Source organism: Streptomyces lasiicapitis (assembly GCF_014646335.1).
GTDB lineage: Bacteria > Actinomycetota > Actinomycetes > Streptomycetales > Streptomycetaceae > Streptomyces > Streptomyces lasiicapitis.
Genome location: NZ_BMNG01000005.1, coordinates 254113 through 270062, shown reverse-complemented (window position 1 = coordinate 270062; position 15950 = coordinate 254113). Strand labels below are relative to the sequence as shown.

General features: G+C 70.4%; 15 protein-coding genes. 9 read left to right on the top strand and 6 right to left on the bottom strand.

All coding sequences use genetic code 11. From position 1 onward, the window contains the following. Window positions 1-74 precede the first annotated feature (74 nt). The 4 genes from IEY91_RS12830 to IEY91_RS12815 all read left to right on the top strand — a co-directional run bounded on the left by IEY91_RS12830 (window position 75) and on the right by IEY91_RS12815 (window position 4222). Window positions 75-863, top strand: a complete 789-nt coding sequence (locus tag IEY91_RS12830; RefSeq protein ID WP_189174036.1) for a hypothetical protein — start codon at window positions 75-77, stop codon at window positions 861-863. Between the two features lie 76 nt (window positions 864-939). Beyond that, a complete protein-coding gene (locus tag IEY91_RS12825; RefSeq protein ID WP_229696914.1) occupies window positions 940-2238 on the top strand; it encodes a peptidoglycan-binding protein in 1299 nt (432 codons plus the stop codon). Then, window positions 2235-2972 (top strand): ABC transporter ATP-binding protein, encoded by a 738-nt coding sequence (locus tag IEY91_RS12820; protein ID WP_189174035.1) that lies wholly within the window; start codon window positions 2235-2237, stop codon window positions 2970-2972. Before IEY91_RS12825 ends, IEY91_RS12820 begins: the two co-directional genes overlap by 4 nt. A gap of 32 nt (window positions 2973-3004) precedes the next feature. Further along, a complete protein-coding gene (locus tag IEY91_RS12815; protein ID WP_229696913.1) occupies window positions 3005-4222 on the top strand; it encodes an ABC transporter permease in 1218 nt (405 codons plus the stop codon). Between the two features lie 71 nt (window positions 4223-4293). Here IEY91_RS12815 and IEY91_RS12810 read toward each other — a convergent pair whose 3' ends face one another. Next, window positions 4294-5199, bottom strand: coding sequence for a D-alanyl-D-alanine carboxypeptidase family protein (locus tag IEY91_RS12810; RefSeq protein WP_373287934.1), 906 nt, complete (start codon window positions 5197-5199; stop codon window positions 4294-4296). A 285-nt stretch (window positions 5200-5484) separates the two neighbouring features. Between IEY91_RS12810 and IEY91_RS12805 the strand changes: the two genes are divergently transcribed. Together IEY91_RS12805 and IEY91_RS12800 are read left to right on the top strand one after the other, a co-directional pair. Further along, entirely contained in the window at window positions 5485-6159 is a 675-nt protein-coding gene (locus tag IEY91_RS12805; protein ID WP_164322792.1) for a GntR family transcriptional regulator, read from the top strand. Further along, window positions 6156-7478 (top strand): MFS transporter, encoded by a 1323-nt coding sequence (locus IEY91_RS12800; RefSeq protein WP_164322791.1) that lies wholly within the window; start codon window positions 6156-6158, stop codon window positions 7476-7478. Before IEY91_RS12805 ends, IEY91_RS12800 begins: the two co-directional genes overlap by 4 nt. 83 nt (window positions 7479-7561) lie before the next feature. Here the strand turns inward: IEY91_RS12800 and IEY91_RS12795 are convergent, their stop codons facing one another. After that, on the bottom strand, window positions 7562-8386 hold the full coding sequence (locus IEY91_RS12795; RefSeq protein ID WP_164322790.1) for a maleylpyruvate isomerase family mycothiol-dependent enzyme: 825 nt from the start codon (window positions 8384-8386) through the stop codon (window positions 7562-7564). Window positions 8387-8521: 135 nt separating this feature from the next. Here IEY91_RS12795 and IEY91_RS12790 point away from each other — a divergent pair, with 135 nt between their 5' ends. Further along, a complete protein-coding gene (locus IEY91_RS12790) occupies window positions 8522-9310 on the top strand; it encodes a carbon-nitrogen family hydrolase (RefSeq protein WP_164322788.1) in 789 nt (262 codons plus the stop codon). 7 nt (window positions 9311-9317) lie between these two features. On the opposite strand, the gene IEY91_RS12785 is transcribed toward IEY91_RS12790, so the two are convergent. The 4 genes from IEY91_RS12785 to IEY91_RS12770 form a co-directional block, all read right to left on the bottom strand. Beyond that, a complete protein-coding gene (locus IEY91_RS12785) occupies window positions 9318-9818 on the bottom strand; it encodes an LURP-one-related/scramblase family protein (protein ID WP_164322786.1) in 501 nt (166 codons plus the stop codon). 60 nt (window positions 9819-9878) lie between these two features. Then, window positions 9879-11183: a M18 family aminopeptidase gene (locus IEY91_RS12780; RefSeq protein WP_164322784.1), complete on the bottom strand. Its 1305-nt coding sequence runs from the start codon at window positions 11181-11183 to the stop codon at window positions 9879-9881. A gap of 129 nt (window positions 11184-11312) precedes the next feature. Further along, the gene (locus IEY91_RS12775) at window positions 11313-13139 is read right to left on the bottom strand and encodes an acyl-CoA dehydrogenase (RefSeq protein ID WP_164322782.1); all 1827 of its coding nucleotides are present in this window, start codon (window positions 13137-13139) and stop codon (window positions 11313-11315) included. Between the two features lie 131 nt (window positions 13140-13270). Beyond that, the gene (locus tag IEY91_RS12770; protein WP_189174033.1) at window positions 13271-14122 is read right to left on the bottom strand and encodes an alpha/beta fold hydrolase; all 852 of its coding nucleotides are present in this window, start codon (window positions 14120-14122) and stop codon (window positions 13271-13273) included. Between the two features lie 222 nt (window positions 14123-14344). Between IEY91_RS12770 and IEY91_RS12765 the strand changes: the two genes are divergently transcribed. Together IEY91_RS12765 and IEY91_RS12760 are read left to right on the top strand one after the other, a co-directional pair. Continuing rightward, complete coding sequence (locus IEY91_RS12765) at window positions 14345-14824, top strand: SseB family protein (protein ID WP_016645691.1); 480 nt, start codon at window positions 14345-14347, stop codon at window positions 14822-14824. Between the two features lie 166 nt (window positions 14825-14990). Further along, the gene (locus tag IEY91_RS12760) at window positions 14991-15947 is read left to right on the top strand and encodes a pirin family protein (protein WP_164322778.1); all 957 of its coding nucleotides are present in this window, start codon (window positions 14991-14993) and stop codon (window positions 15945-15947) included. Window positions 15948-15950 lie beyond the last annotated feature (3 nt).

Genomic DNA, 15950 nt, shown 5'->3' with positions numbered 1-15950 from the left:
AGGAGAAGAGCGGGCCTCCCCGGATCGGGAACGTTCCCGAGGTCGCCGGGAGTTCGGATGTGCCGAACCTTCCCATGGACGCCTATGTGCTCTCCAAAGAGCAGTACCTGACCTATGCGCGGGGGCTGCGTGCGGCAGTGCGGTCATGCATGGCGAAGTTCGGGTTCGCGGACTTTCGCGCGCTCGACAGCGCTGTCGACCAGTCGTATCCAGGAATGAAGGCGGACAAGGCCCACTACTTCTTCATCATCGACGTCGATCGTGCCGCGCGATTCGGCTACGGTTCGGCGCGCGACGGCGAACGAGAGGAAACGCCGGAGGAGGGCGTGGACGGCGCGGGCGGTGAGACGGACGATTCTCCTACCGCGGCCGAGAACGCTGTGTTCCAGGGGAAGAACGCAGGCACGCGCATAGGCGGAGTCGTGGTACCGAAGGGTGGTTGCGCCGCCGAAGGCGCCAAGGCGCTGCGTGCGGGCGGCGGCGTGGAAGGCGTCGAGATTGTCACAGTGGCGAATGAGCGCAATGACGCCTATCAGCGGGCACTTGAAGACGACCGGGTCAGAAAGGTCTTCGCCAAGTGGAGCACCTGCATGAAGAAGTCGGGATACCGGTACGCGACGCCCCTCGAACCGGGAAAGGACCGCCGCTGGCGGGAGGAGATTCCGAGCCGGGCCCAGATCACGGTGGCCAAGGCCGACGTGGCCTGCAAACAGCGTACGAACACCGTGGGTGTCTGGTGGGCCGTCGTGGCGGCGTACGAGAAGAAGTACATCGATGAGCATGCCGAGCACCTGGCCGATGTGAAGAAGACCATCGACGCCACGATGCGCAACTCCGCCCGGCTGGTGGCCCGTGGTCAGTGATCAGCCACCGGGTCCGGAAGGCAAGCCGGCCGGCCGTCGCGCGTGGACCCGGGGCGGGCTCTCCGGGCGCAGACGCGTGCTCCTCGCAGTGGTGGCGGGCGCCGTGCTGCTCTCGGCCGGCGGCATGACCGCCGCCGCGTTCATCAAGTCACCGGCGGACCAGGCGCGTTCGGCCGGACCGCCGCCCGCCGATGTGCTGACCGCGCCGGTCGAACATCGCGTGATCAAGGATTCCGTGGTGCTGCGCGGCCAGGTGTCCGCCGACCAGACCGTCGAGATCTCACCGGTCGCCGCCGGAACGCAGGACACCGCACGCGTCGTGGTGACGAAACTGCCCTACCGGGCGGGGGACACCCTCGCCGGAGGCAAGGTGGTCGTGGAGATGTCCGGACGCCCGGTCTTCGCCCTGACCGGACGGCTGCCCGTCTACCGGGACCTCAAGCCGGGCGCGGACGGCGAGGACGTGGCCCAGGCCCAGCGCGCGCTGGGCCGGCTCGGGTATCCGGCGGGAGGGGACCGGAAGGGCCACTTCGGTGCCGGTACGAAGCGGGCAGTGGACCGCTACTACGCGTCCATCGGCTACGAGCCGCTGCCCGCCGACCCCGAAGGCGGCGCCGAGGTCGCGGCCGCGCAGGACGCCGTGACCGAGGCGCATCGGGCCTGGCAGGACGCGGCCGGGGGCAGACGGAAGACCCGCGCCGCCGAAGACCTCGGCAAGGCGCGCAGGGCGCTGGCCGCGGCGGAGGCGGCGAACGGCCCGATGCTCCCCGCCTCCGAAGTCGTCTTCCTGCGGGGCTTCCCGGCCCGGGTGGAGAAGGTGAACGCCACCGTCGGAACGGAAGCCAAGGAAAAACTGCTCACCGTGTCCGCGGGTTCCCTGGTCGTCGACGGGGACCTGGACGCGGCTCGCAAGGACCTCGTACGGGTCGGGCAGCGGGTCGAGATCCTCGCCGAGGCGACCGGCGACAGCGCCCGGGGCGCGGTCGCCTCGGTGTCGGAAGCGCCCGTGCAGGGCGGCGAGGAGTCCACGGACGGCGACGCGGGTGGCGCGGACACGGGCGGCGAATACGTGGTCAAGGTGAGCCCCGACAAGCCCTTGCCGGGCGAACTCGCGGGGCAGGACGTGCGGTTGACGGTCGCGGCAGGAGCCTCCAAGGGCAAGGTGCTCGCCGTCCCCCTCTCCGCCGTGTCCGCGGGGGCCGACGGCAGGACCGCGGTGACCGTCTACGACTCCGGATCCGAGGACAGGCGGCGCGTGGAGGTGACGACGGGAACGTCGGGCAACGGCTTCGTGGCCATCCGCCCCCGCACGGACGGGAGTGTCCGCGCGGGAGACCAGGTCGTCGTCGGCAAGCGGCAAGGAGGCGACGGGTGAGCGCGCCGGACCGGGAGGACCGGGCGGGCACCCCCGTCATCGAATTCCGCGACGTGGGGCTCACGTATCCCGGACCGCCACCCGTCGAGGCGCTGAAACCGTGTGCTCTGCGCATCGATCCCAGTGAGTACGTCACCGTGGTCGGCCCCTCCGGGTCGGGCAAGTCGACGTTCCTCAACATCGTGGGGCTCCTCGACGCACCGACCGCCGGCACCTATCTGCTGGACGGTGTGGACACGGGGACCCTGCCGGACGCGGGGCGCACGGCGCTGCGCGGCCGCCGGATCGGATTCGTCTTCCAGAGCTTCCATCTGCTGCCGCACCGCAGCGCGGTGGAGAACGTGTGCCTGGCGATGCTCTACAACGCGGTGGCGGTCCGCAGGGAGCGGACAGCGCTCGCCCGTGAGGCGCTGAGCAGGGTCGGCCTCGGACACCGTTACGACGCGCTGCCGACCCGGCTCTCGGGCGGCGAGCGCCAACGTGTCGCCATCGCCCGCGCGTTGGTGGCCCGCCCGGCCCTGCTGCTGTGCGACGAGCCCACCGGGAACCTCGACTCGGCGACCGCTGACTCCGTCCTCGGCCTCCTCGACGAGCTGCACGCGGACGGCATGACTGTCGTGGTCATCACGCACGATCCGGGGGTGGCGGGACGGGCCCCGCGCACGATCACCATCCGCGACGGCTTCCTGACCGAGGAAGACGGCCTTCCGCGCCAGGAACGGGTGGGCACGTGAGGTGGCGGCGGACACGGCGGGCGGAGGCTGAGGTGGAGCCGTCCCGCCTGCACTGGCGGGATCTGCTCGCCGAGTCGTTCGCGGGGGTCCTCCAACGCCCGGCCCGCTCGGTGCTGACCGCCGTGGGCACAGTCCTCGGCGTCGGGACGTTCGTCGCCGTCCTCGGCCTGACAGCGACCACATCGGCCCAGGTCGACACCCGGTTCACCACGCTCACGGCGACCGAGGTCACCGTCGAGGACACGGGTGGCGACGGTCCCGAGGGCGCCAAGGGGGCACTGTCGTTCCCCGTGGACGCGGACCGCCGCATCGAGCGCCTGAACGGTGTGGAGGCGGCCGGTGTCTACTGGTCCGTCAGCGCGAAGCAGGCGGCTCCTGTCCGGTCCGCGCCCATCGGCGCCGCCGCGGCGGGCGACGACCCACCGGTGGTGGCCGCTTCCTCGGGAGTCCTGCGCGCGGCCCGCCCGACGCTGGAACAGGGGCGGATCTACGACCGCTGGCACGACGGGGGCGGACAGCGTGTAGCCGTCCTCGGCTCCTCGGTCGCCGAACGCCTGGGCGTCACCACCCTGGAGACAGGTCCGGCGGTCTTCATCGGGCAGGTCCCGTTCACCGTGGTCGGCATCGTCGAGGACACCGAGCGCATGCCCGAACTGCTGACCGCCGTGATCGTGCCGCGTACGGCGGCTCAGGAGCTGTGGGGCGGGCCGCAGGGGGAGCGGGCCCGGATGCTCGTCTCCACGCGCCTCGGCGCGGCGGTGCAGATCGCGGACGAGGCCCCACTGGCGCTGCGGGCCGAGAGCCCGGACCACTTCCGCTCCGTGCCGCCGCCCGACCCGAAGAAGCTTCGCTCCAAGGTGACCTCGGACCTCAACCAGCTCTTCCTGGTGCTCGCGGCCGTCTGCCTGGTGATCGGCGCGGTGGGCATCGCCAACACGACGTTGGTGGCCGTCCTGGAGCGGACTTCGGAGATCGGTCTGCGACGCTCGCTCGGGGCGCGCGGGCGGCATGTGACCGGGCAGTTCCTGACGGAGTCCGCGGTACTCGGAACCCTGGGCGGCCTCGTGGGCACCTCGATCGGCACGCTGACGGTCGTGATCGTGGCGGTCGTACGCGAGTGGACACCCGTCGTCCATCCGCTGACGGTGGCCGCGGCTCCCGTGGTCGGTCTCTTGACCGGTGTGCTGGCCGGTCTCTATCCGGCGTGGCGGGCGGCCCGGATCCAGCCGGTGGAGGCCCTGCGGCGCTGACCGCTTTCCCGCATGGGACGGGGCCCGCCGCGATGTGCGGCGGGCCCCTCTCGCGCATGTCCCCGAAGGGGTTACGCGACCTTGAAGCCGTAGTCCATGATCTTCTTTGCGTCCGTCAGGCGGGCCGAGGCGGACGTCGAGGTGAGGACCGTGCCGATGACCGTCTTGCCGTTGCGCGTTGCCGCGAAGACGAGGCAGTACTTGGCCTGGGGGCCGGAGCCCGTCTTCACGCCGATGGCGCCGCGGTAGGAGCCGAGCAGGGCGTTGGTGTTCTTCCAGGGCGCCATGGTGCGGGTGCCGCCGGTCTTGGTCTTCGTCTTCGCCGTGTACGACTTCGTCTTCACGATCGTGCGGAACTGCGAGTACTTCATCGAGTTGCTCGCGAGCTTCGACAGGTCGCGCGGCGTCGAGTAGTTGGCGCCGTTGCTGATGCCGTCGAACGAGTCGAAGTGCGTGTTCTTCAGGTTCAGGTCCTTGGCCGTCTTGTTCATCTGGCCGATGAAGGACTTCACGCGCGCGGCGCGGCTCGAACCCTTGCCGTACTTGTCCGCCAGGGCGTACGCGGCGTCACAGCCGGACGGCAGCATCAGCCCGTAGAGGAGCTGGCGGACCGTCACCTTGTCGCCGACGATGAGGCGGGCGTGCGAGGCGCTGTGCTTGACGATGTAGTCGCTGTACGCCTTCTGAATGGTGACCTTCGAGTCCAGGTTGAGGTTCCGCTGGCCGAGGACCACCCGGGCGGTCATTATCTTCGTCGTCGAACCGGTGGCGCGGCGGGTGTCCGCGGCCTTGCCGAACAGTTCCTTGCCCGTGCCGTTGTTCATCAGGAAGCCGCCCTTGGCGGCGATCGACGGCTTGGGCGGCGCGGCGGCCTGCGCGGGAGCGACGACGACGCCCGTGGTCAGGACGGCTCCGGCGGTGACGGCAGCGGCTGCGCTTATACGGCGCACGCGCACGCCCGGGGTGAGGATTCTCAAGGTGAACGCTCCGTTGTTCCCTGCTGATGAGGTAGTTGGCGGCTTTTGCCCCCAATGACCTGAAAATTCAAGTGACATGAGGCAGCCGCCACAGTGATGACGCGCGAGGGGGCGGAACGGATGCATGCCAAACGGGTAAAGATGCGGCCAAGTATGTGATCTTGCTCGCGAGGGCGCGGTCGGGCGCGGTCGGGCGTGGGGTTCGGCGGGGCGTCGGGTTCGGCGGCTCGTCCGGATCGTGGACCGGTCCTGTCCGCGTATACGTGTTGTATCTATGCTGTGCGCATGCCAGCTGCCCCACCCGTCCCCGTGCCCCCGTCCCTGAAGCAGCCCCCCGCCGCCGAGCGCGTCTACGCGCACGTCAAGCAGGCCGTCCTGGAGCGCCGTTACGAGGGCGGCACCCTCCTCACCGAGGGCGAACTGGCCGAGGCCGTGGGGGTCTCCCGTACGCCGGTGCGCGAGGCGCTGCTCAAGCTGGAGGTCGAGGGGCTGCTCCGGCTCTACCCGAAGAAGGGCGCCCTGGTCCTGCCGGTCTCCGCGCAGGAGATCGCGGACGTCGTCGAGACCCGGCTGCTCGTCGAGACGCACTCGGTGCGCAAGGCCGTACCCGCGCCCGCCGGACTGCTCGACCGGCTGACGGAACTGCTCGAACGCCAGCGGGAGCAGGCCGCGGCCGGCGACCTCGCGGCGGCGGCGGTCACCGACCGCTGCTTCCACGCCGAGATCGTCCGCAGCGGCGGCAACGACATCCTCTCCCGCCTCTACGACCAGCTCCGCGACCGCCAGTTGCGGATGGGTGTGGCCGTGATGCACTCCCACCCCGACCGCATCGCCAAGACCCTCGCCGAGCACGAGGAGATCCTCGCGGCCCTCACGGCCGAGGACGCCGAGGCCGCGGTCGACGTGGTCACGCGGCACGTCGGCTGGTTCCAGAACCTCGCGCGGGGAGCCGCACGATGACCACCGGCGCGATGGCGGGGGCGGCCCGGCTGCCCGGGGACCCGCCGGGCGGACGGCGTGCCGTGCTCGTGTGGTCCGTCGGCGTCTCCGTCTACTTCGTCGCCGTCATCTTCCGCACCTCGCTGGGCGTCGCGGGCCTGGACGCCGCCGACCGCTTCCACGTGAACGCCTCGGCCCTGTCGACGTTCTCGATCCTCCAACTGCTCGTGTACGCGGGCATGCAGATACCCGTCGGCCTGATGGTCGACCGGCTCGGCACCAAGAAGGTCCTCACGCTCGGCGTGGTCCTCTTCACCCTCGGCCAGCTCGGCTTCGCGCTCTCGCCCTCGTACGGCATGGCCCTTGCCTCGCGCGCCCTGCTCGGCTGTGGCGACGCGATGACGTTCATCAGTGTGCTGCGGCTCGGCACGCGCTGGTTCCCGGCCCGGCGCGGCCCGATGGTCGCCCAGCTCGCCGGGCTCGCCGGGATGGCGGGCAACCTCGTCTCGACCCTCGTCCTGGCCCGCCTCCTGCACGAGGTCGGCTGGACCACGGCGTTCGCGGGCAGTTCGCTCGCCGGTGTCGTCGTCCTCGTACTGATGACGCTGTTCCTGAAGGACCATCCGGAGGGCCACGAGCCGGAGCCGCCCGCGGCCCGGCCCGGCGGCGGACCGGGCTTCGTACGCGAACAGATCGCGCTGTCCTGGCGGGAACCCGGCACCCGGCTCGGCCTGTGGGTGCACTTCACGACGCAGTTCCCCGCGATGGTGTTCCTGCTCCTGTGGGGGCTGCCGTTCCTCGTCGAGGCGCAGGGGCTCTCGCGGGGCGCGGCGGGGGATCTGCTCACGCTGGTCGTGCTCGCCAACATGGCGGTAGGTCTTGTGTACGGGCAGGTCGTCGCCCGGCACCACACGGCGCGGCTGCCGCTGGCGCTCGGCACGGTGGCGGCGACGGCGCTGCTGTGGGCGGCGACGCTGTCCTACCCGGCCGCGCACGCGCCCCTGTGGCTCCTTGTGGTGCTGTGCGCGGTGCTCGGCGCCTGCGGCCCCGCCTCGATGATCGGCTTCGACTTCGCGCGGCCCGCGAATCCGCCGGAGCGGCAGGGGACGGCCTCCGGTATCACCAACATGGGTGGTTTCATCGCCTCGATGACGACGCTGTTCGCCGTCGGTGTGCTCCTTGACGCGACCGGCGACAACTACCGGATCGCGTTCTCCGCGGTCTTCGTCCTGCAGGCGCTCGGTGTCAGCCAGATCCTGCGGCTGCGGAAGCTGGCGGCGCGGCGGGAGCGGGAGCGCCTTGTGGCCAGCAGGGTGGAGACGGTGCACGTCCCGGCGTGAGCCACCGCGCGGGCGCGGGCCGTCGAGGGGCGGCCGCCGCCCGGCCGGGTTCCGGGCGAGCCCCGGAACCCCCGGCCGGCGGGCTACGGCGTGACCGCGAAGTCCGAGAGGATCGCGTCGCCGAGCTCCAGGTCGCCCTCGACCTTCACCCGGTCCTTGACCGCCGCGTACGTCACGCGTCCGCAGGCGAGCCGGAAATACGTGTCCCAGTCCATGCCGATGGTGACGATCGGGCCGAGCGAGGGGGCGCTGTCCACCGTGGCCTTGCCCTCCGCGTCCACGCGCACCGTGCGCAGGAATTCGACGGGGCCGCCGACGTCGAAGACGACCGCCGAGTTCGCGGGGGCGCCCGCCTTCTCCGCGACGACCTTCGGCAGCCCGTGCAGGAGCAGGTCACGGGTGACGTACGCACCCGGCGAGTCCAGGTTCCCCGGCCTTCGCAGGGCCACGCGCAGGTCCTGCTCGTGCACCCACACGTCGAACGCCCGCAGCCGCGTGGCCAGTTCCAGGGTCTGCTCGCTGCCGAGCGGGCCGCGCACCTTCGTCGACGGGTCCCGGGACTCGTTCCTGAGCTGCCGCGAGCGGCGGATGATCGTGTACTCCAGCTCGGAGGTCATCTCGGGCGCCGTGTGGTGGCGGCGCACGTCGACCTGCATCTCCATGTAACGCTGGCTCTCGTTCGTCACGTGGTAGAGGTCGCGCGGCAGGGTGTGGATCGGGCGCGGGTCGCCGAGCATCTCGCAGTCGAGGCCGATGACATGGGACACGATGTCGCGGACCGACCAGGCCGGGCACGGGGTCGCGAGGTTCCACTGGCCCTCGGGGAGCGGAGTGACCAGCTCGGATATCGCTTCCACTGCGTGGGTCCAGGCATCGGCGTAGGTTTGAAGGCTGGGATGGAGACTCACGGGACCCCTCGGCGGTCGTACGCGGGCGGTGGGTGTCTGGAACGCTAAGTTACGCTGCCCGCAGGCACCCCGGCAGTGCTTTCGTGTGACGATCGTAGGCCCAGTTGACGGCTCGAATGCCAGGACGGTGGTAGTGTGCGCGCCTCTCTCCTCCAGATCGCCGTAGACGACGACGAATCGGTCAATTCCCGTCGGCAGCGCGTCTCTTCGCTGGTACGCGAGGTCGCCGGGCGCGAGGGTTCGGATCTGGTCGTCCTGCCCGAGCTGTGGACGACCGGTGCGTTCGCGTACGAGTCGTTCGAGGCGGAGGCGGAGCCCCTTGAGGGGCCCACGTACGAAGTCATGGCCAAGGCCGCGCGGGAGGCCGGGGTGTGGCTGCACGCCGGGTCGATCCCCGAGCGCACCCCCGACGGCTCCCTCTACAACACCTCCCTCGTCTTCTCCCCCGAGGGCGAACTGGCCGCCGCCTACCGCAAGATCCACCGCTTCGGCTTCGACAAGGGCGAGGCCGTGATGATGGGCGCGGGCACGGAACTGGTCACCGTCCGCACGCCCGAGACCGTCCTCGGCCTCGCCACCTGCTACGACCTGCGCTTCCCCGAGCTCTTCCGGGGGCTCGTCGACGCGGGCGCCGAGGTGTTCGTGGTGCCGGCGGGGTGGCCCGCCCGGCGGCGGGAGCACTGGTCGCTGTTCGCACGGGCGCGGGCCGTCGAGGACCAGGTGTTCGTCCTCGCCTGCGGGACCGCGGGGACGCACGCGGGGGTGCCGCAGGCCGGGGTGAGTGTGGTGGTCGACCCGTGGGGGACGGTGCTCGGCGAGGCCGGGGGTGAGGAGGAGGAATTCCTCACTGTGGACCTCGACCTCGCGAAGGTCGCGGAGACCAGGGAGCAGTTCCCCGCGCTGAAGGACCGTCGGCTGTCGTAACAGTTTGCTACTCCGCCGCGCCGCGTTCCTTTTCCGCGAGGCGGATGACGCAGATCGTCACGGCCAGGAGCAGCGCCGGGTCCGCGTCCTCGCGGGTGATGTGCAGGCCGTACGTGTCGCGGACGCGGAACCAGCGGCGTGAGATGTCCGCGAGGAGTTCGCCCTCGTACTCGATGGCGAACTCGCGGTCCATGATCTTGCCGCTGACGTCTAGTTCGGTCGTGCCGTCGGCGAGCGTCACCCGGTAGTGGTTGCGCAGCAGCGAAAGCCGCTTGCGCTTCACCCTGGCCAGCGGCTCGCCCTCGCGCTCGATCAGCATCGTGTCGCGCAGGGCGAGCATCTTCGCCCGGATGTCGATCAGTACCCGCCCCTGCATGTCCTTCAGTTCGAAGGTCTCGCGCAGGCGCATCGCCTTGCCGTCGACGAAGAAGACCTTGCGGCCCTGGTCGTCCTCGATCCAGTAGTCGTCACCGATACCGAAGAGCCGGTCGCGTACGAGAAGTCTCATGCGGCCATGAGTACCCCGAAATCGGTGATTTGCCCGCTGTGATCCTGCCGATGACTTGGTTCAGCCTTCGAGGAACGCAAGGAGTGCGTCCGCCAGCATGTGCGGGTCGTCCGCTCCGCACAGCTCGCGCGCGCTGTGCATCGACAGGATCGCCACGCCCACGTCGACCGTCTTGATGCCGTGCCGCGCCGCCGTGATCGGGCCGATCGTGGTGCCGCAGGGCATCGCGTTGTTGGAGACGAAGGCCTGGAACGGCACGCCCGCCTTCTCGCAGGCGGCGGCGAAGACGGCGCGGCCGCCGCCGTCCGTGGCGTAGCGGTTGTTGACGTTGACCTTCAGGATCGGGCCCCGGTTGGCGCGCGGGTGGTGCGTCGGGTCGTGCCGCTCGGCGTAGTTGGGGTGCACGGCGTGGCCGGTGTCGGACGACAGACAGACGGTGCCCGCGAAGGCGCGCGCCTTGTCCTCGTACGTACCGCCGCGCGCGAACACCGAACGCTCCAGGACCGTGCCGAGCAGCGGGCCGTCGGCGCCGGTGTCCGACTGGGAGCCGTTCTCCTCGTGGTCGAAGGCGGCGAGCACGGGGATGTACGGCAGCGCGTCGGCGCCCGGGGCGGTGGCCGCGGCGGCGAGGGCCGCCGTGCAGGCGTGCACGGACAGGAGGTTGTCCATGCGGGGGCCCGCGAGCAGTTCGCGGTCGCGGCCCAGGTAGGCGGGCGGCTCGATGGAGTGCGTCATCAGGTCCCAGCCGGTCACGTCGGCGGGGTCCAGGTCGCACTCCTCCGCGACGAAGCGGATCAGGTCGCCCTCGCGGACGTCGTCGCCGAGGCCCCAGATGGGCTGCATGTGCTTCTGCTTGTCCAGCTTCAGACCGTCGCTGACGACGGACCGGTCCATGTGGATGGCCAGTTGGGGTACGCGGAGCAGGGCGCGGTCGATGTTGACCAGGCGTGACGTTCCGTCGCGCAGGGACAGGCGGCCTGCCAGGCCCAGGTCGCGGTCCAGCCAGGAGTTGAGCAGGGGGCCGCCGTAGATCTCGACGGCGACCTGGCGCCAGCCGTGGCCGCCGCTGTCCGGCTGCGGCTTCACGCGCAGGTTCGGGGAGTCCGTGTGGGCGCCGATCACTCGGTACGGGGTGTGGGGGGCCGCGCCCTCCGGGACGTACCACGCGATGATCGCGCCGCCGCGCAGGACGTACTTGCCGCCCGCGCTCGCGTCCCAGGCGTCTGTCTCGCCCACGTGGCGGAAGCCGGCCTTCTCCAGGCGTTCTGCGGCGCTTGCCACGGCGTGGTACGGCGACGGGCTCGCCGCCAGGAAGGTGAGGAGGTCGTCGGTGTGGCCGCGATCGAAGCGGGCGCGATTGCTCATGCGGTCACCTTAGCCAGGCACTTGCGTGCGGCTGGGGGCGGTTTCCTGGTGCCCCCAGGTACAGGGAATGGCGGTGGCCCGCGTCCCCGGGGTGGGGGAGCGGGCCACCTGGCCGGGAGGAGGGGTGGGTCAGAACGCCGACTCGTCCAGGTCCATGAGGTCGAGGGTCACGCCCTCGGACAGGGCGCGCTCCATGGCCACGCCGGGCAGCACGTTCGTCGCGAAGAACTTCGCGGCGGCGATCTTGCCCTGGTAGAACGCCTGGTCCTTCGCGGCGGCGGTCTCCAGCTTCTCCGCGGCGACGGCCGCACCGCGCAGCAGCAGGTACCCGACCACGACGTCGCCGGAGGCGAGGAGGAGGCGGGTGGTGTTGAGGCCGACCTTGTAGATGGACTTGACGTCCTGCTCCGTGGCCGCGAGGTCGGTCAGCATGACGCCGACCATGGCCTCCAGCTCGACGGCCGCCTTGGCCAGCTCCTCCCGCGCCCCGGCGAGCTGCTCGCCACCGGTGCCCACGGCGAGGAACTTCTTGATCTCCTCGGCGAGACCGTTCAGCGCGGCACCCTGGTTGCGGACGATCTTCCGGAAGAAGAAGTCCTGGCCCTGGATGGCGGTCGTGCCCTCGTAGAGGGTGTCGATCTTGGCGTCGCGGATGTACTGCTCGATCGGGTACTCCTGGAGGTAACCCGAGCCGCCGAACGTCTGGAGCGACTGCGCCAGCTGCTCGTAGGCCTTCTCCGAGCCGTACCCCTTCACGATGGGCAGGAGGAGGTCGTTCAGGGCGTGGAGCTGCGAGGCGTCCTCGCCGCCTGCCTCCTTGACCGCGATGTCGTCCTGGACGGCCGCGGTGTGCAGCACGAGCGCGCGCATGCCCTCCGCGTACGCCTTCTGCGTCATCAGGGAGCGGCGCACGTCCGGGTGGTGGGTGATCGTCACCTTCGGCGCGGTCTTGTCCATGAACTGGGCGAGGTCGGGACCCTGGACGCGCTCCTTGGCGTACTCCAGGGCGTTCAGGTAGCCCGTCGACAGCGTCGAGATCGCCTTCGTGCCGACCATCATGCGAGCGAACTCGATGATGCGGAACATCTGGCGGATGCCCTCGTGCTTGTCGCCGATCAGCCAGCCCTTGGCGGGGTGCCGGTCGCCGAACGTCATCTCGCACGTGTTGGACGCCTTCAGGCCCATCTTGTGCTCGACGTTCGTCGCGTAGGCGCCGTTGCGGGCGCCCAGCTCGCCGGTCTCCCAGTCGAACTCGTACTTCGGCACGAGGAAGAGGGACAGGCCCTTGGTGCCGGGGCCGTGGCCCTCGGGGCGGGCGAGGACGTAGTGGAGGATGTTCTCCGACATGTCGTGCTCGCCGGACGTGATGAAGCGCTTCACGCCCTCGATGTGCCAGGAGCCGTCCGCCTGCTGCACGGCCTTGGTGCGGCCCGCGCCCACGTCCGAGCCGGCGTCCGGCTCGGTGAGGACCATCGTCGAGCCCCACTGCTTCTCGACGGCTATCTCGGCGATCTTCTTCTGCGCCTCGTTGCCCTCTTCGAAGAGGATGCCGGCGAAGGCCGGGCCGGAGGAGTACATCCAGATCGCGGGGTTGGCGCCGAGCAGCAGCTCCGCGTAACCCCAGATCAGGGAGCGCGGGGCGGTGGTGCCGCCGATCTCCTCGGGGAGGCCCAGGCGCCAGTACTCGGAGTCCATGAAGGCCTGGTAGCTCTTCTTGAAGGAGTCCGGGACCGGCGCGGTGTTGGTCTCCGGGTCGAACACCGGCGGGTTGCGGTCGGCGTCCTCGTACGACTCCGCCAGCTCGTTCTCCGCGAGGCGGCACAGCTCGCTGAGGATGCTCTTGGCGGTCTCGACGTCCATCTCCGCGAACGGGCCGCTGCCGTACAGCTTGTCGCGGCCGAGCACCTCGAAGAGGTTGAACTCGATGTCGCGGAGATTCGACTTGTAGTGCCCCATGGCGACGGCTCCGTAAGTGGCTTGGGAGGCTGGAATCCTCGTGGGCGTACCAGTAAGTAGCTAGTCGTTGTAAATGATGCTACCCGTCGGTAATAAGAGGCAACCCCTGTTGGCCCAAGTGTGAGCAGGGTCTATTCGGCGGGCCTGCTTCCGGGACCCGTCTGCGCCCCCGCCTCCGTCTCGGCCAGGAAGTCGGTGATCAGGCGCTGCCAGCGTGCGGGGTCCTCCGCGAAGGGGAGGTGGCCGGTGGCTATCTCGGCCACTCGGGCGCCCTTGATTCCGGCCGCGACCTCCCGCTGGAGGGCGGGCGGGACGAGCTGGTCCCGCGTGGTCGTGATGACCAGGGTCGGGGCCGTGATGGCGGCCAGGTCGGCGCGGACGTCCGTGCGGATGACGAGGTCCACGTGGTCCGCGGTGCCCTCGGGGGCCGACTCCGCCGTGCCCCGCAGGGTCCCTGCGAGCTGCTCCGGCGACAGGGAGTCCAGTGCCTGCGGGCTCAGGGCGAGCGGGAGCACGAAGCGGGCCAGCTTGTCCCGGTCACGGGACGAGGCCAGGTGGTGCCAGATCTGGGCGGCGAGGGTCGTGCGGGTGTCGGGGCGGGCGAAGGGGGCCGTGAGGATCAGGGCCTTCACCCGGGACGGGTGGCGCGCCGCCGCGCGGACGGCCACCGCCGAGCCCAGGGAGTAGCCCGCCAGGGCGAAGGTGTCCGCGCCCTCCGCGTCGGCCGCCGCGATCAGCTCGTCCGCGAGGGTGTCCAGCGTGAGGGGTGCCTTGGCGCGGGGCGTCTCCCCCGAGCCCGGGTAGTCGACGGCCACGGCTCTGTGCGCCGCCGCCAGCGCCGGCAGGACCGGCCCGAAGTTGGCGTCCACGGAACCGCCCGCGCCGTGGGCCAGGAGCAGGGCGGGCCCCCTGCCGACGGCCGTACGGGCGTACGCCGCCCCGGTCGTACGTGTACGTGTGCTCGTGCTCGCGCTTGCGGACATGACTGGGTCCCCCTCGGGTCGAGTATCTGTAGCCCCCACTACAAAAACGGTAACGGCCCCCACCCTTATTTGTCTAGCGCCCGCTACATAAACTTCCGCCGCGAGTCCGCAGCCCGCCGACGGTGGGCAACCCCCACAAAAGGCGAGGCGAGCGGCCCCCGGAGCCCCGCAGATCCCCCGACCGCGTACGGCGCCCCCGCCGGGATCGGTACGCTGGCGGGTATGTACGGCTACGACCAGCACGCGGGTGTCGGGCAGGGGTATGTCCCGCCGCAACAGCCGCCGCCGCAAGCGCAGATGCCCGGTGGTTACGGCCAGCAGCCCCCGCTGTACCCGGAGCCGTCGCCCCCCTCCCTCGCGGACGCGGTGCGCGCGTTCACCACGGGCTCGATGTCCGCCGAGGACTTCCAGCAGGTCTTCGCGACCTCGAAGGTGTACTGCCCCCGGGGTGACAACCCCGGCTTCCTCGCGCTGCACAACACCCAGCAGCCGGTCATCCCGATGTTCACCTCGCTCAAGGAGCTGCGCCGGTACGCCGGCAAGGACTCCAAGTACTTCGTGATCACCGGCGCGGAGGTCATCGACCTGCTGCCGACCGGCTACGGCTTCGTCCTCGACATGGAGGGCGAGCACCGCATGGTCTTCGACGCGAAGGCCGTCGAGCAGATGGTCGACTTCGCCATGCGCCGCATGTACGGCTGAACACCCCGCGAGAACACCCCGCGGGAGCGGCTGACGGTTTCAGCCAAGGACCCCGCCCCTGTTGATCACCCGGACGCCCGGAGGGAATGCCCTCCGGGCGTTCCGTGTTCCAGGTGGCAGAAAGTTCTACGTTCAACTAATCTGAGCGTACAAGGAGGTCCCACCCATGCCTGCAGTGACCGTCGAGAATCCGCTGACCCTGCCCAAGGTGGCCGCACCGGCCGACGCCGTGGCGCGTCCCGTGCTCGCCGTGACGACCGCGCCGAGCGGCTTCGAGGGCGAAGGGTTCCCGGTGCGCCGCGCCTTCGCCGGGATCAATTACAAGTACCTCGACCCGTTCATCATGATGGACCAGATGGGCGAGGTGGAGTACGCCGCCGGGGAGCCCAAGGGCACCCCCTGGCACCCGCACCGTGGCTTCGAGACCGTGACGTACCTGATTGACGGAACGTTTGTTCATCAGGACTCCAACGGCGGCGGCGGCACCATCCGCAACGGCGACACCCAGTGGATGACGGCCGGGTCCGGGCTGCTCCACATCGAGGCGCCGCCGGAGTCGCTCGTCATGTCCGGCGGGCTCTTCCACGGGCTCCAGCTCTGGGTGAACCTGCCCGCGCGGGACAAGATGATGGACCCCCGCTATCAGGACATCCGCGGCGGCCAGGTGCAGCTCCTCACCACCGGGGACGGCGGCGCGCTGCTGCGCGTCATCGCCGGTGAGCTGGACGGCCACGAGGGCCCCGGGATCACCCACACCCCGATCACCATGGTCCACGCGACCGTGCGGCCGGGTGCCGAGGTCACGCTGCCCTGGCGCGAGGACTTCAACGGCCTCGCGTACGTCCTCGCCGGGCGCGGCACCGTCGGCGCCGAGCGGCGGCCCGTCGAGGTCGGGCAGACCGCCGTCTTCGGAGCGGGCGGCTCGCTGACCGTCCGGGCGGACGAGAAGCAGGACTCCCACACGCCCGACCTGGAGGTCGTGCTCCTGGGCGGGCAGCCCATCCGGGAGCCGATGGCGCACTACGGGCCGTTCGTGATGAACACCCGCGCGGAGCTGCAGCAGGCCTTCGAGGACTACCAGAAGGGTCTGCTCGGGTCCGTGCCCGCCGTCCACGGCATGTGACCT

What these genes read in the sequence shown, in the direction of transcription:
- IEY91_RS12785 (WP_164322786.1), bottom strand. Translation starts at nt 9,818, where the DNA reads ATGAGACTTCTCGTACGCGACCGGCTCTTCGGTATCGGTGACGACTAC.
- IEY91_RS12780 (WP_164322784.1), bottom strand. Translation starts at nt 11,183, where the DNA reads ATGAGCAATCGCGCCCGCTTCGATCGCGGCCACACCGACGACCTCCTC.
- IEY91_RS12805 (WP_164322792.1), top strand. Translation starts at nt 5,485, where the DNA reads ATGCCAGCTGCCCCACCCGTCCCCGTGCCCCCGTCCCTGAAGCAGCCC.
- IEY91_RS12800 (WP_164322791.1), top strand. Translation starts at nt 6,156, where the DNA reads ATGACCACCGGCGCGATGGCGGGGGCGGCCCGGCTGCCCGGGGACCCG.
- IEY91_RS12760 (WP_164322778.1), top strand. Translation starts at nt 14,991, where the DNA reads ATGCCTGCAGTGACCGTCGAGAATCCGCTGACCCTGCCCAAGGTGGCC.
- IEY91_RS12765 (WP_016645691.1), top strand. Translation starts at nt 14,345, where the DNA reads ATGTACGGCTACGACCAGCACGCGGGTGTCGGGCAGGGGTATGTCCCG.
- IEY91_RS12770 (WP_189174033.1), bottom strand. Translation starts at nt 14,122, where the DNA reads ATGTCCGCAAGCGCGAGCACGAGCACACGTACACGTACGACCGGGGCG.
- IEY91_RS12775 (WP_164322782.1), bottom strand. Translation starts at nt 13,139, where the DNA reads ATGGGGCACTACAAGTCGAATCTCCGCGACATCGAGTTCAACCTCTTC.
- IEY91_RS12830 (WP_189174036.1), top strand. Translation starts at nt 75, where the DNA reads ATGGACGCCTATGTGCTCTCCAAAGAGCAGTACCTGACCTATGCGCGG.